This window comes from Paenibacillus barengoltzii NBRC 101215 (assembly GCF_004000745.1).
Lineage (GTDB): Bacteria > Bacillota > Bacilli > Paenibacillales > Paenibacillaceae > Fontibacillus > Fontibacillus barengoltzii.
Window position 1 is genome coordinate 1 of record NZ_BILV01000020.1, and the last position, 24,458, is coordinate 24,458.

Annotated in this window: 19 protein-coding genes; 2 read left to right on the forward strand and 17 right to left on the reverse strand. The window is 54.0% G+C overall.

Going from position 1 to position 24,458, the window contains the following annotated elements:
- From PBA01S_RS07785 to PBA01S_RS07805, 5 genes are all read right to left on the reverse strand, one after another.
- Positions 1-327: 23S rRNA (pseudouridine(1915)-N(3))-methyltransferase RlmH (locus tag PBA01S_RS07785; protein ID WP_164744122.1), on the reverse strand; the 327-nt coding region annotated here is incomplete at its 3' end.
- Between the two features lie 176 nt (positions 328-503).
- Positions 504-671, reverse strand: a complete 168-nt coding sequence (locus PBA01S_RS07790) for a CxxH/CxxC protein (RefSeq protein WP_009223395.1) — start codon at positions 669-671, stop codon at positions 504-506.
- A gap of 177 nt (positions 672-848) precedes the next feature.
- On the reverse strand, positions 849-2,270 hold the full coding sequence (locus PBA01S_RS07795) for a CAP-associated domain-containing protein (RefSeq protein ID WP_164744121.1): 1,422 nt from the start codon (positions 2,268-2,270) through the stop codon (positions 849-851).
- A 130-nt stretch (positions 2,271-2,400) separates the two neighbouring features.
- Complete coding sequence (locus tag PBA01S_RS07800) at positions 2,401-4,098, reverse strand: glycerol-3-phosphate dehydrogenase/oxidase (RefSeq protein ID WP_127575737.1); 1,698 nt, start codon at positions 4,096-4,098, stop codon at positions 2,401-2,403.
- A gap of 105 nt (positions 4,099-4,203) precedes the next feature.
- Positions 4,204-5,472: a S1C family serine protease gene (locus PBA01S_RS07805; protein WP_085169949.1), complete on the reverse strand. Its 1,269-nt coding sequence runs from the start codon at positions 5,470-5,472 to the stop codon at positions 4,204-4,206.
- 404 nt (positions 5,473-5,876) lie between these two features.
- Here PBA01S_RS07805 and PBA01S_RS07810 point away from each other — a divergent pair, with 404 nt between their 5' ends.
- On the forward strand, positions 5,877-6,086 hold the full coding sequence (locus tag PBA01S_RS07810; RefSeq protein ID WP_016314543.1) for a hypothetical protein: 210 nt from the start codon (positions 5,877-5,879) through the stop codon (positions 6,084-6,086).
- Positions 6,087-6,154: 68 nt separating this feature from the next.
- Here the strand turns inward: PBA01S_RS07810 and PBA01S_RS07815 are convergent, their stop codons facing one another.
- Positions 6,155-7,036: an AraC family transcriptional regulator gene (locus tag PBA01S_RS07815; protein WP_016314544.1), complete on the reverse strand. Its 882-nt coding sequence runs from the start codon at positions 7,034-7,036 to the stop codon at positions 6,155-6,157.
- Positions 7,037-7,171: 135 nt separating this feature from the next.
- Here PBA01S_RS07815 and PBA01S_RS07820 point away from each other — a divergent pair, with 135 nt between their 5' ends.
- Positions 7,172-8,569, forward strand: coding sequence for a family 4 glycosyl hydrolase (locus tag PBA01S_RS07820; RefSeq protein WP_127575738.1), 1,398 nt, complete (start codon positions 7,172-7,174; stop codon positions 8,567-8,569).
- A 300-nt stretch (positions 8,570-8,869) separates the two neighbouring features.
- Here the strand turns inward: PBA01S_RS07820 and PBA01S_RS07825 are convergent, their stop codons facing one another.
- From PBA01S_RS07825 to dnaB, 11 genes are all read right to left on the reverse strand, one after another.
- On the reverse strand, positions 8,870-9,676 hold the full coding sequence (locus PBA01S_RS07825) for an MBL fold metallo-hydrolase (RefSeq protein WP_009223382.1): 807 nt from the start codon (positions 9,674-9,676) through the stop codon (positions 8,870-8,872).
- A 9-nt stretch (positions 9,677-9,685) separates the two neighbouring features.
- Positions 9,686-10,435, reverse strand: coding sequence for a two-component system regulatory protein YycI (yycI, locus tag PBA01S_RS07830; protein ID WP_016314548.1), 750 nt, complete (start codon positions 10,433-10,435; stop codon positions 9,686-9,688).
- Between the two features lie 330 nt (positions 10,436-10,765).
- On the reverse strand, positions 10,766-12,148 hold the full coding sequence (locus PBA01S_RS07835) for a YycH family regulatory protein (protein ID WP_051417008.1): 1,383 nt from the start codon (positions 12,146-12,148) through the stop codon (positions 10,766-10,768).
- On the reverse strand, positions 12,145-13,968 hold the full coding sequence (walK, locus tag PBA01S_RS07840) for a cell wall metabolism sensor histidine kinase WalK (protein WP_028539287.1): 1,824 nt from the start codon (positions 13,966-13,968) through the stop codon (positions 12,145-12,147). Before walK ends, PBA01S_RS07835 begins: the two co-directional genes overlap by 4 nt.
- A 1-nt stretch (position 13,969) precedes the next feature.
- Positions 13,970-14,689: a response regulator YycF gene (gene yycF, locus PBA01S_RS07845; protein WP_028539288.1), complete on the reverse strand. Its 720-nt coding sequence runs from the start codon at positions 14,687-14,689 to the stop codon at positions 13,970-13,972.
- Positions 14,690-15,005: 316 nt separating this feature from the next.
- Entirely contained in the window at positions 15,006-16,553 is a 1,548-nt protein-coding gene (locus PBA01S_RS07850) for a M23 family metallopeptidase (RefSeq protein WP_028539289.1), read from the reverse strand.
- 243 nt (positions 16,554-16,796) lie between these two features.
- Complete coding sequence (locus PBA01S_RS07855; protein WP_127575739.1) at positions 16,797-17,495, reverse strand: hypothetical protein; 699 nt, start codon at positions 17,493-17,495, stop codon at positions 16,797-16,799.
- A gap of 174 nt (positions 17,496-17,669) precedes the next feature.
- Positions 17,670-18,956, reverse strand: coding sequence for an adenylosuccinate synthase (locus tag PBA01S_RS07860; RefSeq protein ID WP_127575740.1), 1,287 nt, complete (start codon positions 18,954-18,956; stop codon positions 17,670-17,672).
- 351 nt (positions 18,957-19,307) lie between these two features.
- Positions 19,308-20,975 carry a methyl-accepting chemotaxis protein gene (locus PBA01S_RS07865; protein ID WP_164744123.1) on the reverse strand — a complete coding sequence of 556 codons (1,668 nt, stop codon included), beginning with the start codon at positions 20,973-20,975 and terminating at the stop codon, positions 19,308-19,310.
- A 107-nt stretch (positions 20,976-21,082) separates the two neighbouring features.
- Complete coding sequence (locus PBA01S_RS07870) at positions 21,083-22,744, reverse strand: pyridoxal phosphate-dependent decarboxylase family protein (RefSeq protein WP_127575755.1); 1,662 nt, start codon at positions 22,742-22,744, stop codon at positions 21,083-21,085.
- A gap of 351 nt (positions 22,745-23,095) precedes the next feature.
- The gene (gene dnaB, locus PBA01S_RS07875) at positions 23,096-24,457 is read right to left on the reverse strand and encodes a replicative DNA helicase (protein ID WP_127575742.1); all 1,362 of its coding nucleotides are present in this window, start codon (positions 24,455-24,457) and stop codon (positions 23,096-23,098) included.
- Between the last annotated feature and the right edge of the window lies 1 nt (position 24,458).

Consider the following 24,458-nt stretch of genomic DNA (forward strand, 5'->3'; position numbering starts at 1 on the left):
CCCGCCGATGACGAACACGACATGGCTCGTCCCGTAGGTGCCGAGCCGGTCGATCTCCGCGGCCAGCTCCTCCGAGCTCCAGAGCTGGCCGTCAATCGCGAGCGCGATAACATGCGCATCGCTCTTGATCTGCGCGAGGATGCGTTCACCCTCGCGCTCCTTCACGCCGATGAGCTCCGCCTCGCTCAGCGTCTCCGGCGCTTTCTCGTCGGGCACCTCCACGACTTGGAATTTCACATAAGGCGCCAGGCGTTTGGCGTATTCCGCAATGCCCTGGACCAGATATTTTTCCTTCAATTTGCCAACCGCCACGATTTGAATCTGCACCGTAACACCCTCCGTTATCGTCCGTCCAAAGTCCATAAACTCAGATATCTAAAAAAACAAGCGGGGCCCGCATCCCATGCCGTCGCCCCGTTTCTTTGTGTCTCATTCCGTTGTGTGCCTCGCCAGTCACCTGTCAGTCACCTGACACCGGTCCAGCACCTTCACCTGCCCCGCACTTACACCACCAAAAACCGCGCCTCCTGGTCACATTCCTGACATTTCACCGGCGGCTCCCAATCAATAAACTTGGTGTGCTCCAAATCGACCACATCCGGGGCATCCTCAAACTCATCCACGAACATATCGATGGCCAGTTCCACATGATCTTTGCAAACGACGTACATAGTCAAAGCATCCTTTCTCTGTACCGCACTCCTGCGGCCGACTTACGTATTAACAGGTTGTCCTTTATCTTTTCTACCATACTCCGTGCAAAAAAGGAACCGCCCCCGTCACTTCCGGCAAGCGGTCCCTCCCCTGCTGGCCAACCCAACCGAACAGGCAGAGAAGGCCGAACAGGTTTACAACGGCGTATAGAAGTTTTGCGTGTAGTACGTTCTGTAATCGCTGCTGCTGAGCCCATCTACCGCACCCACACCCAGCATCGTGAATACAGGCTCCAGCATATTCTCCCGGTGACCCCAGGAGTTCAGCCAGCCATAATGTCCGTCGATGGCATCCAGGTAACCGGCGGCGATATTTTCACCCCAAGCCCGGAACTGCGGAATTCCGCGCGCCATCATGCGGTCACCGGCCGACTTCCCCTCAGGATTATCATGCTCAAAATAATTCCGTTCCGCCATATCCCGACTATGCCCGCGCGCCACCTCAGCCACCGATTCATTCCAGCTCAGCACGCCTAAGCCTCGTTGCGCCCGGAACGAATTGGTCAGGTCAAAAATCTCCCGCTCCGTCGCCTTAAGCGACTCCGGTGTATTCGGCGCATACACATGGCTCTCCGTAAACTTTTGGTCCATCAGCAGCACGCCGTCCACGCGGTACTTCTCGTGCTTATCCAGATACAGGTTGATGTACAACCCTCTCGGCGTATACGTCTCGACATACTCCCGCGGCGGACGCTCGCTCTTCTTCCAAATACTCGCAAGACTGTTCCGCAGGTTCTCCAGCCCTTTCTCCGCATCAGGCGCAAACTGCCACTCGTCATGATTACCAAACAAGCCAACAACCTTGCCGTCCGCTACGCCAACCTGCGTATAATGCTTGTAATCCTTATTATAGATGTACCATTCCAGTCCATAGTTCGTAACATCCTTGCGCGCCGGCTCGCCGAGCAGCTCAATCACGCGTTCTGTCGAATCGCCGATACCCACGCCCTTCAGCTGGATTTCCGGTTTGATCAAATCCGGGCTGGTCGCCTTAGGCAGCGTCAGCTTCAGCCGATACAGGAACGTCTGCGCTTCCGCCCGCGACAACGCATCCTTAGGCGCGAAGCCTTCCACACCGGCACCATTCTTCCCTTGAGCCAAGCCTTGTGCCAGAATCCATTGGACTGCCTCATCTTCACTTAAGCTCTGCCCATAAAAGGCCGCCATCAACCGAGCCACGGAACCGCGTGTAATCGGCTCATTCGGCTTATCGCTCACCGGCCATGCCAATTCAGAGGCCAAGTTGTAATATGGCGTATACCAGGCCTCCTGCTCTTTCACCTGATCCAGCTTAATCTCGGGATAGGCCCGCACCAGCATGCTTAGAAACTCCGCTTCCGTCACCGACTGTGCCGGGCGGAACGTGCCATCCGGATACCCGTCGGTCACTCCATTGTTCTTCGCCCACATGACATTGTCATATGCCCAATGGGTTGCCGGTACATCTTTAAAGTTCACCGCAGCCGCTTGTACCGCGGATCCCGCAGCCAACCAGACGGCTCCGACCCCCGCGAGAATCACCAATCCGCGAATCCCGCGCTTCATTCCATTCTTCATGAACCCCTGCCCTCTTTCCATCCTCGATCTTTTGGCTTGCTCTTTTCGATGTAATTCGACAGATCGAGGGGAAAATCCTTGCAGCAGTTTTTTACATTTATTTGCATTTACATGCTGATTATCAAATGATTTACTCTTCGTTTATAGGGAAAACCGCCTCCGTAAGTGCCTGCTCCAATTCTTCCGCCCGCCGGCGCTTCACATCCTCCGGCCAGTTGAAATACAGGGACATTTCATCGATGACCGATGCCTTCCAACGCCGCACCCAAGCGATGTCAAATAACAAAGCCCCGGTTCTCCGCACAAAAAAATCCACCGGCGTCATCGCCATCTCCGCTTCTAAGGCATACCGCAGCGGAACCGCTACTTCCAGCGGGAGCTGAGCTCCACCGGACGAGTCAGCAGGCACACCCGCAGTCAGCGCATCATCGGCTATAGCCAGCAGCCGGTCCACGTTGGAGCCGTATCTGGCCGCCCATTTGGCCGCAAGATCCTGCGGAATGCCCCGCTCCGATGCTTCCAGCACCTTGCGCGTCACGAAGCCGGGCAGCCCTTGCGAGCCGCCCACCTGCCCGCCGGAGATTGGCAGCAACCGGGTTGCACAAGGGGTGAAGCTCCGTCCGTATTCCCGCTTCAGCTTAGCGGCCACCCGGTCCACGACCAGCTCCGCCATCTTGCGGTAGCCGGTCAGCTTGCCGCCGGCGATCGTGATCAGGCCGGACGCCGACTCCCAAATTTCATCCTTACGTGAAATTTCCGAAGGCGATTTGCCTTCCTCATAGATGAGCGGACGCACGCCGGCCCAGCTGGACTCCACGTCTGCCGCCGTGATCGCCAGCCCGGGGAACATGCCGTTAATCGCATTCAAGATATAATCGCGATCTGCCTCTGTCATCCGCGGATGATGGATCTCGCCGTGGTACACCGTGTCCGTTGTGCCCACGTAGGTCTTGCCATCGCGCGGAATCGCAAACACCATACGGCCATCCGGCGTATCAAAATACACCGCCTGCCGCAACGGAAACCGCCCCTGGTCGAACACCAGGTGCACGCCTTTGGTCAGCTGCAGCATTTTCCCCTGCTTCGACCCGTCCATCTCGCGCAGCGCATCCACCCACGGGCCTGCTGCGTTGACGATCTTCCGGGCGCGCAGTTCATACGTCCGCCCCTCGGCCAGATCCGTCACCTCAGCACCCACCAGCTGCGCGCCTTCGTACCGGAACCCGGTCACCTTGACATAGTTGACCGCCATCGCCCCACGGGCCGCTGCTTCCTTAAGCACTTCAAGGGTCAGGCGGGCGTCGTCCGTGCGGTACTCCACATAATACCCGCCGCCCAGCAGACCGTCTTGCTTCAGCAGCGGCTCTTTCGCTAACGTCTCCGCTGCCGACAACATGCTGCGCCGTTCCCCGCGCTTCACCCCTGCGAGGAAGTCGTACGCCCGCAGCCCCAACGACGTGCTGAACCGGCCAAACGTCCCACCCCGATAAATCGGCAGCAGCATCCATTCCGGCGTGGTCACATGCGGACCGTTCTCGTAAACGATCGCCCGCTCACGCCCTACCTCCGCCACCACGCCGATCTCCAGCTGCTTCAAGTAACGCAAGCCGCCATGGACCAGCTTCGTCGAACGGCTTGACGTTCCCGCGGCAAAGTCCTGCATCTCTACCAGACCTACCCGCATTCCCCGCGCAACTGCATCGAGGGCGATTCCAGCTCCGGTAATCCCGCCGCCCACGACCAACAGGTCCAGCGGCTCCGTGGAACCCGCCATTTGCTCTAACAGGTGACGCCGATGTTTACCCGAAAACGAAAAGGTACCGTTCATCTCCATCCTCCTTCAGCTCCCGCAAAAAAAGAGATTCCTCCCCCACTCCAGTCGCTTCTATACTAACGTCTGTCATGACTTCGGAATCTCTCCATGAAATATGCTTTATTCGTTATCGTCTAACCCTTGTTCGATTTCCGTATCCGACGGCTTATCGGTCAGCTCCAGGGTTACTTTCTCTAAGTTGCCGTCACGGTAATACGTAACCTCCAACTCATCCCCGATCTTCTTATGCTCATATAAATACCGGCGTAACTCTAACGTCGATTTGATCGGTTGCTTATCGAGTTGGGTAATGACATCGTTTAATTTCAATCCCGCTTTTAGTGCCGGGCCATGCGCCTCCAAGACAATTACCCCTGCGGTAACATGGTTCGGCAGGTTGAGATCTTGGCGCTGCTCGTCAGTAATCGGAGAATAGCGGTTGTTGAGGTCCAACGTGTAGACGCCCATATAAGGACGAACTACCTTGCCGTGCAGGAGCAAATCGTCGACCGTCTTCATGACTTCATTGACCGGAATGGCAAAACCCAATCCCTCAACGCCCGTATCGGAAATCTTCATCGTATTGATGCCGATCAGCCGACCGTTCAGATCAACCAGCGCTCCGCCGCTGTTGCCCTCATTAATGGCCGCGTCCGTCTGGATCACTTCCTGCTCCCAATCGTATACGCCATCCTGGTTCAGCGACACCGGAATCATCCGGCTGGTATAGCTCACGATCCCCGAGGTCAGCGTTCCTCCAAGACCCAGCGGATTGCCGACAGCAATGACCGTTTCCCCGGCCCGCAGTTTCTTCGAATCGCCAAGCTCGATCACCGTATCGATGCCTTGTCCGTCGATGGCCAGCACCGCAATATCGTTGATCGAATCCTGTCCGATAACCTCGGCTTTACGTGAGGTTCCGTTGCTTGTCACAATTTCCAGATCACTTGCACCGCTAATGACATGTGTATTCGTTATAATGAAGGCTTTGCCTTTCTCTTTCTTGAAAATCACACCCGAACCCAATGCCGCCTGCTCCGGATCGCCATCGGACAATTCCCCATGATTGAGGATGCTCACCACAGCAGGTGCAACCTTGGCCGCCGCAGAGCTGATCCGATCGAAAGGATCGCCGGTATCCGACAGCAACACTGCACTGCTGGTTGCCACATGTCGGTTCGATGAGGAAGGAAGCCCCGTAATGAAACTGAATAACAGCACGGCCACAACCGCACTAAGAACGGAAGAGATTAAAGAGATCTGCAACGTGGACAGCTCCAGGCGATGCCTGCGCGACCTTCCGCGCCAACGCCGCAAGTTGCCGCCTTCGGACAACCGCATACGCCCCGGAACTTTGGTGGAATAAAAGTCATCGTCAAACCATCCCATCTCTATTCTCCCCCTCCATCATGCTTCCCAAAAGGACCGGCATCATCACATGCCATCTGCCCCAGGCACAGGTCCCCTTCAACTTTATGCCGTCACAGCAAAGCCATATTCATGTGTAGCCTTACTTTTATTAACGCCATGAACCGAAGATAGGTTGCCTGAAATTTGAGAAGTTTTCCGCTTTTTTTGCTGAAAACTGGAATGTTTGACCATACACCTGACTACACTGTATTAATGCGATAGATTGATAGATTCATTTTACCATATTTTGATGGTTTAGAAGCAGAAATTGAACAGAGAAATGACGGCAATTTTAACCAACTTCCGCTGGCTACATCATCGCAGACCAAGCGAAGAAACATCATCACCGTGCGCCTTGTACGGTCATCTGAGGGAGGTAAACCATGGATTCCTATTATTCCACACCGATGAATGAAGTGAATGTGCTCGCCAAGCTGGCGGATATGAAGGAGGAGCATTATCACCAGCTGGTGACTTTAAGCGCTATTATGGAGCTGCTTATAGAGAAGGGGATCTTAACCCGGGAGGAAATCGAGAAAAAAGCGCTCGAAATCGACGGCTTCATGACCCCGCCCCCCTATCCCACCGTTTAATAAGCAAGCCTGACCGTCTCTTAAGTACGCACCAAACCCTTCCGTCTATTGACGGAGGGGTTTTATTTTTACCGCACTCCCGCTCCGCCGCTAAACATCCGCTGCTCGCGCCGGTAGCTTTGTGGCGATACCGCCTTGGCCTTCTTAAACACGCGGCCGAAGTGAGTGCCGCTTTGATAGCCAACGCGGTATGCGATTTCGGTCACGGGCAGCTCCGTTTCGCGCAGCAGTGCGCATGCCTCCTCGATCCGAACGCGGTTGATGTAAGCGACCAACGTCAGTCCGGTGACTCTGGGGAACAGATGGCTGAGGTAGTATGGGCTGAGATGAAAGCGATCGGCGAGTTCACTTAGGCTGAGATTCTCGTCATAATGCGTATTGATGTAGCGGGCCACTTCGGCGATTTCCCGATAGGGGCGCTGTTCGCCCCCGTCTTCCCCATCATAACTCGGCCGGCCGTTCGCCATGCGAAGCAGGTGAAGCAGCAACTCCGCCAACAGCAGTTGGCAATATTCCTCATATCCAACGGCCTGCTGCTTCTGCTCTGCCAGCATACGAGCGAACAGCGGTTGCACAAGCTGCTGCTCCTCGGCGTTTAAACGAAGAACTGGGTACCTTACAAAAAGTTGCTCCAGCGCTTCCTCCCTTCCGGGCAGCAACGCGTTTACCACCTCCGTACGGAAGTTCACCAGAATCCGCTCATGTGGCTGCGACAGCTTCCCCGCGGGTGACGTCTTATGCAGGACATTCACCGGGATCAACACGAGATCGCCCGCGCTGATGCGATAGATTTGATCCTTGATGAAGTAACACCGTTCACCGGATACCAGATAATAAATCTCCCAAGCATCGTGAAAATGCTCCCCATCCATCGAGAACCGCCCGGGTTGCTTCGCCGCTTCGATAAACAGCCTCCGGCGAATCGGTGCTAATTGTCCTTCCAACGTCATTCTGCTCCCTCCCACCACGCGCATCTAACGACAGCAAAAAATGTAGAATATCCACTCAAATCAACAAAATTAGTGCAGTAACCTTTCTATTTTTGCTCTATGTTTATTGTAACATCAATCAAGGGAGTGAACGATATGCAAGAAGCCACCACGGTCAAACATTTGAAAATCGCCTATATCGGCGGCGGTTCCCGCGGCTGGGCCTGGGGGTTAATGAGCGACTTGGCTCTGGAACCGGCGCTTTCGGGACATGTAGCCCTATACGATATCGACTTTGCGGCAGCCCAAGCGAATGAGATCATTGGTAACCGTTTGCAAGATCATCCGGATGCAGTGGGCCGCTGGCGTTATGAAGCGGTGCAGATCCTGCCAGAAGCGCTGAAGGGTGCCGACTTCGTGATCATCTCCATCCTTCCCGGAACGTTTGAGGAGATGCGCTCCGACGTGCATGCGCCGGAGGCTTACGGCATCTATCAATCTGTCGGCGATACCGTCGGCCCGGGCGGAACGATACGTGCGCTGCGCAGCATCCCAATGTACGTAGAAATCGCTGAGGCCATTCGCGATCATGCACCCAACGCTTGGGTGATTAACTACACGAACCCGATGAGCGTATTGACCCGCACGCTGTACGAAGTCTTCCCGGGCATCAAAGCCTTTGGCTGCTGCCACGAGGTCTTCGGCACGCAGGAATTGCTGGCCGAAATGCTTGAAGACATGGCGGGAGTGACCGGTGTCCGCCGCCAAGAGATCGAGGTGAACGTGCTGGGGATCAACCATTTCACCTGGTTGGACCGCGCTTCCTATCGCGGTACTGATCTGTTCCCGCTGTATCAGGCTTTTGCCGAGAAGTATGCTGAAGAAGGTTTTAGCACCCATGGGCATAAAGACCATTGGATGAACAACAGCTTCGCCTCCGCGAACCGTATTCATTTCGATCTGTTCCGCCGCTTCGGCCTGATCGCCGCTGCGGGTGACCGCCATTTAGCCGAATTTATGCCAAACACCTGGTATCTGCGGAGCCCCGAGCACGTAAAACAATGGAAGTTCGGCCTGACCACCGTCGATTGGCGGATTAACAATCTGCAGAAGCTGCGGGAGCGCAGCCGGCGACTGGTTGCCGGCGAAGAGACATTTTCGCTCAAATCTAGCGGCGAGGAAGGAATCGCGATGCTGCTCAGCTTGACCGGCGTCAGTGCTCCGTTGATCACCAACGTCAACCTGCCGAACCTCGGTCAAGTGGCTTCGCTGCCGCTGAACGCCGTTGTGGAGACGAACGCCGTATTTAGCGCGAACAGCGTCCAGCCGGTGATGGCGGGCAGCTTACCGGAGGACATCAACAATCTGGTGAGCCGGCACGTTTACAACCAGGAGACGATTCTGAGAGCTGCCTTAACCAAGGATCGCGACTTGGCCTTCCGCGCCTTCCTGAACGATCCGCTGCTCTCCACCCTGACGCCTTCGCAAGCAGAGGAGCTGTTCACCACCATGCTGAACAACACCAAGGCGTATTTGCCAGGGTGGGAACTATAATACAAAGACCGCCTGAGGGATGCCATCCCAACCAGGCGGTCTTCTTGTCTTCGCAATTAGTAAATGTAAATGTACGCGAAAAATCAAATACAATTCGCCATTTTCGGCGATTTCGACCGAATCTATTCGATTTTTCATACACATTCTCGCCTCAGAAGGGCAATCGACCGAATTCTATATGAAAAATCGAGTACAATTCAACGTTCTCCTCGATCCGTAACACAATCTACTCGAAAAATCATATCGATTTCAGCGAAAGCCCCCGCTTGACACTTGTTCAGCCACCGTTCCTCCCGCCGCCTACCGTTCGCTTACCACATCCCACGGCGTCGGCCGATCATAGTACGTGTCGCATAGCTTGAACTCACTGTCTTTGAAGAAGCAACCGCGATCCTCCATGGCGCTGCGAACCGCCATCTTGGCTAGATCAAGCATATTGTGCTCGCGGCTGAGGTGAGCCAGATACGTCCGCTTCAGACGGCCGTTCAGAATTTCGCTCATCAGTTCCCCGGTCGCGTCGTTGGACAAGTGACCCAAGTCGCCGAGGATGCGCCGCTTGATGTTCCACGGATATCGTCCCATCCGCAACATCTCGATATCGTGGTTCGCCTCAAGCACCAGCACATCGGCATCATATATTGCTTCCTTCACCTTGTCGCTGGCATAGCCCAGGTCGGTGCACACGCTCAGCTTCTCCTTGCCGTCGTAGAAGTTGTAGCCCACCGGCTCGGCAGCGTCATGCGAGATGGCGAACGATTCTACACGGAGCGAGCCGAAATCGCGGGTTTCCCCGGTCCCCAGGATACAGCGTTGGTCGTCTGCGAGGTTCCCAATCGCCTTTTCCATAGCGGCCCACGTCTTCTCGTTGGCGTATACCGGAAGATTGTATTTTCGCGCCACCGCACCTAAACCTTTGATATGGTCCGAATGCTCATGCGTAACCAGAATGCCTGTCAAATCCTGCCCGCTTACCCCGCGCTCCATCATCAGCTCCTCGATGCGTTTGGCGCTAAAGCCGGCATCAATCATCAGTGTGACTTCCCCATTGGCCACCAGTGTTGCATTTCCCGTCGAACCGCTCGACAGCACCGAAAATCGGATCCCCATAGTCTCCCATTACTCCTTCGTTTTCTCTGTATTCGGACTAATGACATCACCGCTGATGCCCTGTACGTAATACTCCTTACCGCTCTCCAGCATAAATCGCCACGCCGGAGCTGCCGGCAGATGCGCGTCCGAATCGAACACCTCGCCGTAATAACCCAGTTCAACCTCCGTGACCACCGAGCCTTCCGGCAAGAAATTCTCAATCAGGTTGCCCAGCGCCTTGGAGGCGGAGAGCACACGCTGCGGCTTCTCCTCCTCCGGATAACTGATCTCAATCGCCCGACGCTGGTACGAAATGATCTTCTGATTGCTGCCCAGCAGCTTAAGCTCGATTTTGAAAAGCGGCCATTTCCCGTCCACCAGCGGGTGCAGAACGAACACGTCGGCGCTGCTCGCTACTTCATCATAGCGGTAATCCCCGATGTCCGGGATGCTGCCCTTGAGTGCAGCTGCTAACTCCCGCGGCGAAAAAATCAACCTGCTGTCCACCGGCACCGGCAACTCGACCATCTTGCCGCTTTGCGCATCGTCTAGGAAACGGTAAGCGATTTTGGGCAGCTCCGGCGTTTCCGTCGGAATTTTGGCCAGCACGCGAATGTTCTTCTCGTCCATTGCCTGCTGCGTGTTATTTTCCAGGGCGGTGATATCCAGGTTGGAGTCGGCCTGCTCCCGCAGGTCGTTCCACAGTTGATAACCCAACACCAGATTCAGCAACAAGAAGGCGTAAATCAACACATTTTTCGCCCGTCCCCAATCCATGGTTCACCCCCCCTTTCGTTAAAATCATGTTCACATCAATTTAACGGACCGTAGTGACGTTAATGATGGTTTTCCCGACGATTTCCCAACCGAACGGACTCCAGTGACCTTATTGCCCCTCAAGTGAAGTACATTGCTATCGTATCAACCGAATAGCGTCTTCTGGGGCCGTTAGCGTGAAGAGCCATCAAGTTTTCGTCCTAATAACGGCGCCTGAGTCCGTTAGAAGAACGTGTTTATCGTCTACATCTCAGACCTACACTACCTTCACCCTACCACCAGCACCAACCATGAACATCTGCCTCGGCATCACACAACCCCATGGGAGCACTAATTCGCAGCCGTGCTGGAGCCATCCCCAGCTTCGTCAGTCTCATCAGCTTCCTCCACATCTGCTCCTGCCTTCTCCACCGCTTCCAAGGTGAGCACCCGAGTCGCACCGTTGCTGAGCTCAACAACCCAAGTTGGCTTCAACAGCAGCCCTTGCTCGGTGAGTGAGGGCAGGTAGGCCGGATACAAGTTAGCAATACGCGCTTCCGCCTTCAGCGCCGCGATGCTCTCCCGCAACGCCTTGCCGCCGGGCAGAGAGACGACTTTCTTCTCCCAATTGCCGCCGGAGCCGTAAATCAACGACCGTTCATAGCCGGTGATGGTGCCTTGACGCATTTCCAACGAGATCGCTCCGTAATGGAACGTCGACAGGTCAAGGATCGGGAAAGAGCCAAATTGCCCTGTGCCGTAATACTGCTGGAACACCACCCGATGCTGGTCTTCCTCAACGCCTTCCGTCGTTTGCTCCAACCGGTAAGTTCCATTCCAGCCGCCATGTTGGTTGACGAAGTCAATCGCCGACAGCACGTTCTTGCTTGGGCTGTTCTCGCCCGCTGAAGGTGCGGCCGGATCGGTGTAGTTGATCCAGTTTCGGTTCTGCTTGACCTGAAGGCTGCGTTTACTGTCGGTGTAGATTTCGGAGCCGTCTTTCTCCCGGATGTACCGGGTGATGCTCGGATCAAAGAACAAGCTTCGCTGCATCTGCTCGGTCGTATATAACCCGATGTTCAAGCCGGTTTCAACCAAATCAATCGACTTCTCGGGGACATAATACCCATCCGTTAACGTGTACGGCACCCAATCCTTACCGAAATCCACCTGTTGCTGCACGTCCTGCACCGTCAAGTCGGCTTTCGTTGCCTCGTAGACCACATCGCCTCGCGAGCTAAAGAAGAACACCCGCACCTGATCGTCGCTGCCCGAGTTAAAGATCATCAACCGGTTCACGCTCTCCGCGTCAAACAACGGATCCGGTGCGATCTGCATCACCTTCTGCAGCAGTTCTACAGGAACGCCTCCGCCAAAGTCCAGTTCCACCCCGATATCCTTGCTGCGAATCTCCGTCCAATTCATATTATCGATGTCATAGCGCTGGAACCCGTCGAACTGACGGCCCTTCAGCCGGTTATAAATCAACTTGTAGAACGTCGAATCCGGATAAAACACGGTGTGCCGTTCCTCACCCAAATGCACGGCGATATGCGCCGGAAAGAGCATCACATCGGCTTCCAAGGTGGTTCCCATGTTCTCCGTACGGATATAGTCACTCTCCGACTTGACCACCGGATTGCTGCCCGGCAACTGATAGATAAGAAAATAACTCTGTACCAAACTGCACGCGACCAGCAAGGCCAGCGTCAGCGATTTGACCTTCTCTTTCACCGCGCTTCGCCTCCTTGCTTCTCCGCCGGCAACGTAAAGGTCACCTTCGTGCCTTTGCCCAATTCGGACTGCAGAGAAATGGTCCCGCCGTGGGCTTTTACAATTTCCCGGGCAATGGATAGGCCAAGGCCCGTCCCGCCCATATTCCGTGAACGCGCCTTATCCACGCGATAGAACCGTTCAAAAATCCGGTCCAGGTCCTTCTTTGGAATCCCGATCCCGTTATCCTGCACTGAAATGGCCAGTTGGCGGTCATCGGTTAAGCGAGCTTCTAGCGCTATGACGCCGCCCTCCGGCGTATATTTCATCGCATTGGAGAACAGATTGTCCAGCACTTGGTCAATCTGGTCGCGGTCAATCCAGGCCGTGTCCACGTCACTGGCAATAAACAACGTGGGTTTGATCTCTTTCTCCTGCATCTGAAAAGAAAACCGATCCACCACATCCTCCAGCATCTCCATCACGTTCGTCGGCTGCTTTCGCAGTTCGGCCTCATGCGAGTCGAACCGCGACAAATGCAGCAGATCTGTGACCAGACGGATCATCCGCTCGGTCTGGCTCTGAATTACGGACACGAACCGCGGTCCAAGCTCTGGATCCTCCATCGCGCCATCCTCCAGCGCCTCGGTATAGCTCTTGATCGTCGTCAGCGGCGTCCGCAGCTCATGCGATACGTTCGCGACAAACTCCCGCCGCGACGCCTCCAGCTTCTCTTGCTCGGTAACGTCCTGGAGGACGGCGATCGTGCCAATGATCCCAATTTCCCGCCGATGGATCGGTGTAAACGTCACCCGGATCAGGAAGACGTCACCGTCCGGCCCGGTATTCTCCAGGATCGTCGAATGCATCGTTCCTTGCTCCAGCACGTCCCGCTCCTCATCTGGGAGGTTCAACAGCGACATGATATCGGCCCGATCGAGATCCTTATCCGATGTCCCCAGCATCTCGCTCGCACGCCGGTTCATCAGGATGACCCGGCCGGTCTCGTCGGTGGCGATCACCCCGTCGCTCATGTTCGTGAGGATCGAAGCGAGCTTCTCCTTCTCTTCCTCGTTCTGCGCCAGCGCATCGCGCAAACGGCTGGTCATGTAGTTAAATGCCTTGCTGAGTTGGCCGATTTCGTCATTGCCAAGCACCGGCATTTTCTGATGGAACTGCCCTTCAGCCACCGCCGTCGCCCGCCGCGTCAGCTCCTTAATCGGCGAGGTGATCGTATGCGCCAAAATCACACCTAATACCGCCGTCAACCCCAGCGCCAGCAAGATCCCGGAGATAAAAATATTGTTAATCCGCTCCATCGTACTGTACAGCTCGCTCATTGACGCCGCAATGTAAATAGCCCCGACGATCTTCCCGCCGCTGACAACGGGCTTGGCGACGACCTTCTTCCGGACGTTGTCCTCGTCGATGATATACTCCTCGTTATCGCGGATGCCCTGCAGAGCCCGGCTGACGACGGTCTGCGTGTTCTTCGTGCCGACGTAATCGGCATGGGAGGGCTTGGACGTCGTCAGCACCTTGCCGCTCGCATCGAGCACCTGAATCTCGGCCCCGCCGATATTAAACAAGTTGTTAACCAATACACGCAAATTCTCTAACGATTCCTCCGCCGACTCTCCAGTCACGCCCAGGTTTTGTGCCGCCAACACGGAGAGCAGCTCCGCTCGCTCCTGCAGCTCCTTGGTAAAGTTGCTGGTCAGCGAGGTCTTCATCGCGCTCACGAAATACACCCCGATCAGTTGCATGGCAATCAGGATGAGCAGCACGTAAATAATAATCAGTTTTGCCTGGATCGTGCGAAAAAAAGAGGGCAGATTCATTCTAGAGTCCACCCGCCTTGGAGCTTCGCATCATATACCCCAACCCGCGCCGCGTCAAAATGTATTCCGGCTTGCTGGGGTCCTTCTCGATCTTCTCGCGCAAGCGGCGAATCGTCACGTCCACCGTGCGAACATCACCAAAATACTCAAAGCCCCATACTGCTTGCAGCAAGTGTTCGCGGGTCATCACTTTGCCTGAGTTCTTCACCAGATAATGCATTAACTCGAACTCCCGGTGTGTCAGGTCCAGCGGCTCGCCGTTCTTATAGACCGTATACATATCCGTGTCGATAAACAACTCGAACAGACTGATGCCCTGCTTCGTGTCCTCCGCACCTTCGGCCGCTGCGGCAGCCTTCTGCTGACGCCGCATCTGCGCCTTCACTCGAGCTAACAGCTCCCGGGTACTGAAAGGCTTGGTCACATAATCGTCAGCGCCCAGCTCTAAGCCCAGCACCTTATCGATCTCTCCGTCCTTCGCAGTCAGCATGATGATCGGAGTCTCGAGCTTCGCCCGCACCTCCCGGCATACGTCCATTCCATCCTTGCCAGGCAGCATCAAGTCGAGCAGAATCAAGTCTGGTTGTTCGGAGAAGGCCAGCTGAGTGGCCTCAATCCCGTCGAAGGCAAGCACGACCTCATAGCCTTCTTTCTCCAAGTTAAATTTTAAAATATCCGCAATGGGTTTCTCGTCATCCACGACTAGAATTTTTCCTTGCATGAATCAAGTTCACCCCAACTTTCAGCCATGGGCTTTTGCTCCCTCTATCTTACCATATCTGGCACCGCATCAGCTATCTTCGGAGACGGTAACGATTGACAGCACGCATTCATCTCCTCCCTGTATACCTTTTACTGTCGCCTGTTTATGCGATTATCCCCTTGGCTCAGAGAGAAGATAGATCGATAGAATCCCATTGCTCTTATTTCCACCGCCTGATGAAACGGGATAATCCTCAAACAAAGGGAGCCAAAACCTATACCCGCCCAAATCCACAAAAAAAGCCCATCCCCCTTACAGGAGACGGACTCACATCTTATAGATATTTCAACGGATTCTGAATGCTGCCGTTCTTATGAATCTCAAAATGCAAATGCGTGCCGGTCGAACGCCCGGTGCTGCCCATGACGCCAATCTTGTCGCCCTTCTCGACGACTTGACCTTTCTTCACGCTGATTTTGCTTAAATGACCGTACAACGTTTCATAGCCATTCTTGTGGTCAATGATGATGCAGTTTCCGTAACCCGACTTCGTTCCAACGAAGGTAACAACGCCGTCATCGGCAGCTAAGATGCTGCGGTTGGAGGAGACCAAATCAACGCCTTTATGTGTCCGTCCCCAACGTTCGCCGTAGCTGCTTGTCATTTTCGCGCTGGATACCGGCCAGGCAAACTGCCCGGTGCCCTCACCTAACACAACCTTCGTGCCGCGCACAACGATCTTCGGCGAAGACTTCTTCGTGACTTCCTGGCCCAGCCATTCTTCATTGACCACGATGCCGTTTTCCTTCGTGATCCTGTACTCCATGGTCTTGAGGCCGCTGGAACCTGGAGAAATCACTTTCGTTTCTCCTGCACGCATACTGGCATTCTTCTTAATGATCACCTGCGGTTCCGTAACAATTTCCTCTGTTACATGCTCCACCGTACGAACCGTTAGGGCCGGCTGCACCGCCTTCACGTTGAGCAACGTTCCAATTTGCAGCGTCAGCTCTTCAATCCCGGGATTGTTCGCAAACAACTCCTTCTGTGACACACCAAAACGGGCCGCGATCGACGAGATCGTATCCCCTTCCTGGACTTCATATTGAATTGCTGCCTCGTCCCCTTGAAGGATCTTTCGTACCGCTTCCTCTGGACTCATCACCTTGTTCGGATCGGCCTTGATCTCTCCCTGATTCACGTCTTCAGCGATTTCCACCGTTTCCAACGTTGCGCTGGAGGCCTTTGTTTTCGCTTGGGCTGACTTACTCCCGCCAGTTCGTTTCACTTTAGCAGCCAGCGTGCTGACAGCCACATCCGGTGCATATTTCGATTTCACCTGTTCCAGAACCTCTCGGGCGGCCGCCTGGTCCTTCACCACGGCGATCACTTTGCCGTCCACCTTCAGCTCCACACCTTTGGCGTACCCGGTTAGCATCCCGTACAGCTCGTCGAGCGTAGACTCCGCATCCACGTCAGCCTTGTAGGCCTGCTCCGGCTTGATGGTGATGCCCTCGGTATTCACTGCCATCTCCACATCCGGATATTTTTGCTTATATTCCTGCTCCTTACGTGCAATCAGAGCCTGTAATTGCGATTCACTTGCGATCGTGCCAATTTCTTTCCCGCCGACGTAAACCCGGTAATAAGATACCGTATTCGCCTTAACGTATTGCTGGCCTCCCCAATAGACCGCTCCGGCAATGACAACCACAGCGGCTCCGGCTAAGACAAGCTTGCGGGGCTTAAGAAGATCACGCCATTTTCGCCTGCTCTCTGGTTCGGATATCTCTGAATCGTTTTCCGGGCGGCTGTGTTGCTCTTGCGTCCGAGAATCGTTCACGCGCCACAGCTGCCAGCGTTTTCCCGTAAAACCTTTCATACCGATCTCCTTTTATCCATCGACTCGATTCGACTTGAAATGGTTTCAAAATTTTAACCTTTAATCACTATTGATTACTTTAACACAGTGGGGTGAAAATTATCAACTTTCGGTCAAAAGCAAAGAACCCGCTTAACAAGCGGGTTCTCACGGTTTGGTCAGTAAGCAAGCTAGTTTATTGAATTTACAATCCTGTGAATGTTAGCGCTGACATTCCCTTTAGATCAGGCAATTAAAGCGATTTTATTTTTTTAACAATTCCATGACCTTGGCGTATTCCGTTTTATCCAAATGTTTTGACAGAACCTGTTCAATGTTAATCATTTCCGTTTCCGTCAAACCACCTTCCAGGGCGACAGTCAACATTTGCATTTCCTCTTGTGGCAGCTTCTTCATAAGGATCGCAAAAATTTCCTCCTTCTGCTGATCCGGCAGTTCCTTCTTCTTGGCCACGAGATCATCCGGCGTCACGACCACCTGCTGATCCTCGCCCATTGCTTCTCCGCCACTCATTCCGCCCATCACCGGCAAAGCATCCTCCGGTGCATTTTCATCTGTGGTGTTGGCGTCCTTCCCCTCCGTGCCTAGATCCTTGCCGCTAGCCGGGGTTCCATTCGTCCCCGTTGTCGCCCCCCCGGAGGTACCACTCTCTCCACTGCCGCCAGAGGATGAATCCGCCGCATCGTCCTTCGTCTTGTCCGCACGGTTATCTACTTTATCCTCCCCTTTTGCCTGATCCGTACGGTTTGAGGCACCGCCTAGTCCCAGCATGCCCTTCATCATCCCGCTAAAGCTAGGAGCTTCTGCGGTGATCGGCAGGTTATAACTGCTGAGTAAAGATTGGATATACGAATTGACGATATATCCCGTTGTGGCCACGGTTAATAAACTAACCGCTACGATCGTTACGCATAATTTCAAGATCCATCCGAACCATTTCATCGTTTGTATCCTCCCACTGCCTAAGAATCTAGTCTCTCAACCTTCAGTATGGACGGCAAAACCAGATTTCAACCTAAGCAAGGAACCGAAACTCGAAAAAGAAACCGCCGACCGAGGATGAACACATCGCTCGTTCGGCGGTTTAGAAATCGTCTGAATCGTCTATCTATTGAATTATTCGTAGATTGGCAACACCTGATTGGTTTGACTGCGGTTACGGCCAACCGAGAAAATCGCGATAGGCACACCGGTCAATTCCGAGATCCGGCGGACGTAATTCCGGGTTGTTTCCGGGAGATCCTCCAGCGTTTTCGCACCCGAGATATCCTCCGACCAACCTGGCATTTCCTCATACACCGCTTCGCATTCAGCAAGCACCTTGAGACTAGCCGGATAGTGAGTGATAATCTCACCGCGGTATTTATAGCCAGTGCAGATTTTGACGGTCTTGAGACCGGTCAACACGTCCAAGGAGTTCAGCGACAGCCCGGTCAAGCCGCTGACGCGCCGCGTATGGCGGACTACCACGCTGTCGAACCAGCCTACCCGACGCGGACGCCCGGTAACCGTTCCGTATTCATGACCTGTCTCCCGGATCATGTCGCCCACTTCGTCGAACAGTTCGGTCGGGAACGGACCGTCGCCGACACGGGTGGTGTATGCTTTAGCCACCCCAATGATTTGATGAATCTTCGTAGGTCCTACACCACTGCCGTTGCAGACTCCGCCAGCCGACGGATTGGACGAGGTTACGAACGGATAGGTGCCTTGGTCGATGTCGAGCATGACGCCTTGCGCGCCTTCGAACAACACCTTCTGTCCGGCATCAATCGCATCGTTCAAAACCACCGACGTGTCCGCAACGTACGGGCGCAGAAATTCTGCATATCCCAGATATTGCTGCAGCACTTCCTCCACGTCCAGCGGCTGCCCGCCGTAAATGGTCTCGATCAGATGGTTCTTCTCCTTCATGATGTGACGCAGCTTCGATTCAAACTCCTCTGGGTCCATCAAATCCGCGATCCGAATCCCGTTGCGGGAAGCTTTGTCCATATACGCCGGCCCGATCCCTTTCCCGGTCGTTCCGATCTTGTTCTCTCCCTTACGTTCTTCCTCCAGCTTATCCAAGACCAGATGATACGGCAAAATCACATGCGCCCGGTCGCTGATCACAAGATTCTTCGTGCTAAATCCGTTCTCTTCCACGTAGTTGATTTCATCGATCAGGGCAGCCGGGTTGATCACAACCCCATTGCCGATCACACAGCGTTTATTTTGATTAAAGATGCCTGACGGAATCAAGGTGAGTTTGTACTTCTTGCCGTCGATCAGAATGGTGTGACCGGCGTTGTTACCGCCTTGATAACGGGCCACCACATCGGCGCTTTCCGCCAAGAAATCCGTGATTTTACCTTTACCTTCGTCTCCCCATTGCGTTCCTACAACGACTACCGTTGACATGTACATTCCCCCGCTTGGTGCGTCAAGCACCTGTATTTGAACATTGCAAAAGACAGCCTTCGTCTTGCCGATGGCTTGCCGCCATCCTTAGGCTGATCCGACATTTTTCCATAATTGTACGCGCTAACAAACGCGCTGCTAACGTTAATCCGACCATCTATCGCTTTAACGCAGCAATACCAGTTTAACAGTCTCCATTTTTAAAGTCAAATTAAAAAGCGAACGATGCTTCTGTTTAATTTTACAAATGTTCGGAATTACTGTTTTTAAAAGAAGATGCCTCGCCGAATCCAGGCAGAGCCTAGATTGGCAAAGGCACCTTGAATCACTGAAATAATACGCAAATCTTGCTTAAAGTTTAAAAATCGCCACAGCCTGCTGCAAATTCTCAGACAATACCGAGAGCTGGCGAATCGCCCCGGCGATTTCCTGCATGGCTGCGCTCTGTTGTTCAGACGCGGCTGCGACCTCCTCGGAAGAAGCGGCCTGCTCTTGGGTCACTCCGGAAATTTGCTGTACCGAGGCGGAAATGCTGTGATAGGAGTTTTCCACCAGCAGCAACGACTGCAGCAGTTGATCGGTACGGGCCGAGAAATCGCTGATGCCCTGAAAGATTTCGCGGAAATTTTGATGTGTCTTGCTCATCCATTCCTGGCCCTCTTCAATTGCCCGGCTGCCTTCGCCGATGCTTTCTATAACGAGTCGGCTGTTTTCCTGCGTCCCGGCCACCAGTTCGGTAATCGACGAGGCGGCTTCAGCCGATTGCTCTGCCAGCTTGCGGACTTCGCCGGCGACCACGGCAAAGCCGCGACCCATTTCGCCAACGCGCGCCGCTTCGATGGAGGCATTCAACGCCAACAGATTCGTCTGCTGCGCGATCTCCGTAATCATATTGATCACTTCGCCGATCTCTCGGGAGTGATCCTCCAGTTGTCCGGCCATCGTTTCCGAGTGTTGCATGACCTGTTCGATCTTGTTCATATGACGCAGTGTCTCGTCCACCATGTTTTGGCCCTCGGACGATTGCTTGCTGACCTTCTCGGCAATAGACTGCATCGTGTTCACATCGGCGACAACGCCGCTTAACTGTTGTTGGATTTCCTGCACCGAGGCGGAGCTATGAGTGATCGATTCCACGACCTCGTTAATGCCTTCACTCATATTGTTCATCGAAACCGCCACCTGCTGCGCGCTTTCGCTGGACTCTTTAGCAACTTGCATCAACTGGGCGCTGGTTCCCGATACCTCGAGGGATGAAGCGGAAATATGACCGATTAACTGTTTCATATTCGAACGCATCGTATCAAACGCCTCCGCCAACCGACCGACCTCATCGCGGCTGCGAATTTCGATCTCCTGGGTCAAATCCCCGGTCGCAAAACGATCCGTCACCTGCACCAGCGTTCGGATCGGCTTCGCAATCATCCGGCCCAGCAGGTAAGCGAACAGCAAACCGATGACAAGAACCAGAATGGTGATCGCGAAGCTGTACCATAACACCGCCGAGGCGGTTTCCGGAATGACAGAGGCATCAAGATCGATACCCAGCAGCCCGGCGGTCGTGCCGTTTTCATTTTTCAAAGGAACAAACATCGATTTATGTACGCCAAACTCATCTTTATAAATGCTGCTAATCGTTTCTTGGTCGTTGGTAATGGCCTGTTTCATCTCATCAGAAAACGGATATTCCAAGTTGTAGTCGCCTTCGGTGTCAGACAAAGCGATGATACGCTCCGTGCCGCCGTCATTGGACAAAATATACACGTTCTCCAAATTGTATAATTCCTTCAGCCGGTCCATCGCTTCACGGGTTTCTTGATACAGCGGGCTGTCGATGCCGTCGATTTCCAGCTTATTGCCTTCAATCCGCTCCAATTCGCTTTGTACGATGCGGATATTGCTCTCCAGCCGGTGATCCAGCTCGTTCTTCAGCTTGCCGCTCAGCGTGGAATTCACGATGGTGAGCAGCCCGATGAAGCAAAGCACCGCGATCAGGAGCAAACCTGTCGTACCTAACATGATCTTTGAAGAGATATGTCCGAACAGTAAACGTTTTATTTTATCTTTCACTGCGAGTTCATCTCCTGGATTGATTAATATGTTGCGGTCATTGTTTAGGTCATTGCTTAGTTCACTGCCGGTACGCCAGATGCTTCACATACCTCAGTTATGCATTCCTTCAAATACTGCACGACTTCATGCACATGCTCCGGCCGGGTATGCGGCGAAATCACGAAAAATTTGCTCACGTACAGCGGAATCTCCAGCCCTTCGGACGAGCCCACCAACAGATGTTTCTTCGTATCACCAAAGAACATCCGGTCGCGACGTTCCCCCAGTTTCTCGAACAACCGCTCGTTAAGCTGGTTGCTGCGCTCGATCTCCCGTGCGGAGCACGTCCCCTCGATTTCGTCGGCAAACCTCGGGCTTCCCGGCAAATAGATGCGAATCAGCGTAGAGATGCCCGGATTGTCTGGATTCGCAATGTCCGCCTGCGGAATTTCTGCTATCAGCTGCTCGCGGAACACCCGGTTCACTTCCAGGAACTGCCCCAACAAGCGCTGATACCCTTCTGTACCAAAGGACAGCAACAAGCTGTACATGCTGATCGAACTTGCCATCCGGGAGCATTCCAACGTATAGCCGGTATGGTATTCGCCATATCCCCGGTGACCTACGTACGGCGTATCCTCCGCATCCAGATCCATGAGCTTGAGATCGGCCGCATTTTTCAAGAGGAACAAACTGGAGACATACGGAGCCTGGCCCAGCTTCTGAAAATCAAAGCACAGGGAATCCGCGAGCGAGAGCATCTGCATTTTACGCCGGATCGGCTCCAGCATGGCGAGAACGCCTTCACTGAACCCCAGCGGATTTTGTTCCATATCGTAGTCATTAAAGAAGGCAAAGAAACCGCCAAGGGCAGAATCCGCATGGATATGCGGGCATGGCAAACCAAACCGTTCCGCGTTTTCCTCCGCGGCGGCACGAATTTGGCTGATATCGTCAATCCCAATGGCATCCGTCGTTCCTGTCGTAGCTACGATATATACCGGCACGCCTCCCATTCGGGCGACCGTCTCCAGTTTCCGTTTCAAATCGGCAATATCCATGGAGCTGTCGGGTAAGGTTTTGACCTTCACCAGTCGATCGCTGCCGAGCCCGGTGGCTTCCACCGACTTGAGCAAGCTGTAATGAGCTGCCTCGGAACAGAACGCGAACAGGTTGTTGGGAACCCCCTGCTTCATCGCATTCGGTGCTGCTTTGGCGATCGCAATACGCAGGCCGGAAAAGACGGCCCCCTGCCCGCCCCACGTGGTATATCCCCCGCTGGTTTCGGCATCGTAGCCGACCAGCTTGGACATCATGGCGATGACCCGAACCTCTGCCTCGGCGCCGGCTGGCCCATAAACATCCCATAGGTTATTCCCATTCACCAACATGGCCGTCAGCGTCCCAAGCATGCCGGGAATTGAAGCCATGGGCAAAATATTCGTAAAAAAGTATTTCGTATGATAGGGATGGCCGTGCAGCAGCTTGAGCAACTCCTCGTTGACATTTTCCATCGGAGCACCTTCTTTGGGGATCACGCTTTCCGCCGCCAGCCGGCCGTAAAAATTGGCATCCCGCCGTTTCTCCCCTTTCAGGTTAACGCCATCGGGATCCTTCAACTCATCCACGCCGCGAACCAGTTGTTCGATCAGATCTAACATTCGCTTCCGCTGTGCCGGATTTCCGTCTTCACTTGGGAACCAATCCCGCACATCTGGCTTGCCGTTCATTTCCATCTCCATCCTCTCCCCCATTTTATTTTTCTACTGGATTACGAGCCCCAAGAAGCTTGACCGATCAGTGAGTTGAAACTTATAATTACACCCTCTTTCCGCAATTTTCATTTCCTTACAGTTCTAAATTATACAGACATTCCTTAACGCGTACAGATAAGTCTCAGGCATATATTCCATGATATGGAATGTGTCGAAAATTGTTTAGATTTCTGGTTTAATCCCCTAGATTGTCCCATAGATGAGAGTGGAAGGTTCGATTGTTTAACTCGAAATCTATCCCAAACACGAAAAAAAAGGACTGACGAAGATCGTCAGTCCTTGGATCAAGAGGATTCCTGTTCTCAGTTCAGCCTAACCTGCGAACGCATCCGCATGCGCCCGCTCATAATTGGCGAACTTGTTAAAGTTCTTCAAGAACACCAACTCAACGGTCCCTACTGGGCCGTTCCGTTGTTTCGCTATGATGATTTCGATAATGTTCTTCTTCTCGGTTTCTTGGTTGTAATAATCGTCCCGGTACAGGAACGCTACGATATCGGCGTCCTGCTCGATGGAACCCGATTCCCGAAGGTCAGACATCATCGGACGCTTGTCCTGCCGCTGCTCAACGCCCCGGCTTAACTGAGACAAGGCGATCACGGGCACTTCCAGCTCCCGGCCAATTTGCTTGAGGGTCCGGGAGATTTCCGAGACCTCCTGCTGCCGATTCTCGCCGGGTTTGCCCCGGCCTTGGATCAGCTGCAGGTAGTCGATCACGATCATGCCCAGACCGCGTTCCTTCTTGAGCCGGCGGCATTTCGCCCGGATATCCGCCACGGTTACGCCAGGGGTATCGTCAATATAAATCTCCGCTTCCGACAAGGCCGCAATCCCCATCGTCAGCTTCGCCCAATCGTCATCGCTCTTGAAATCCCCGGTCCGCATTACGCTGGCATCGAGGTTCGCTTCGGCGCAGATCATCCGCTGCACCAACTGAGCTGCGGACATCTCCAGACTGAAGATGGCCACGGTTTCTTTCGCTCGTACGGCGACATTCTGGGCAATGTTCAAGGCAAACGCCGTTTTACCTACGGAAGGGCGCGCCGCAACGATAATCAAGTCACTGCGCTGGAAGCCCGCCGTCATGCGGTCTAAATCAACGAACCCGGAAGGAATCCCGGTGGTTGTTCCGCGGTTCTGATGCAGCGTCTCAACGCGCTCGAACACTTCCATCAGCACATCGCGAATCGGGATAAACCCGCTGCCCGAACGGCGGTTGGAGATCTCCAGAATGCGCCGCTCAGCATCGCTCAGCATATCGGCTACATCTTCGCCGCCGGCATAACCGTCGCTGACGATTTGCGTGGCCGTGCGGATCAAGCGCCGCAGCATCGATTTCTCTTCGATGATCCGCGCGTAATAATCCACGTTGGCTGCCGTCGGCACAGCATGAGCCAGCTTGGCCAAATAGCTGACACCGCCGATTTCCTCCAGCTCACCGCGGTCCTTCAGCCTGGCGGTTAAGGTCACGAGGTCGATCGGCTTGCCTTCCTCACCGAGCTGAACCATCGCTTCAAAGATTAATTGATGAGGCTTATCGTAGAAATCCTCGGTCCGCACCCGCTCCATCGCGGTAATGAGTGCTTCCGATTGCAGCAGCACTGCCCCGAGTACCGCTTGCTCAGCTTCAAGATTTTGCGGGGGGATCCGGTCAAAAAACAGATCGCCGCTCATC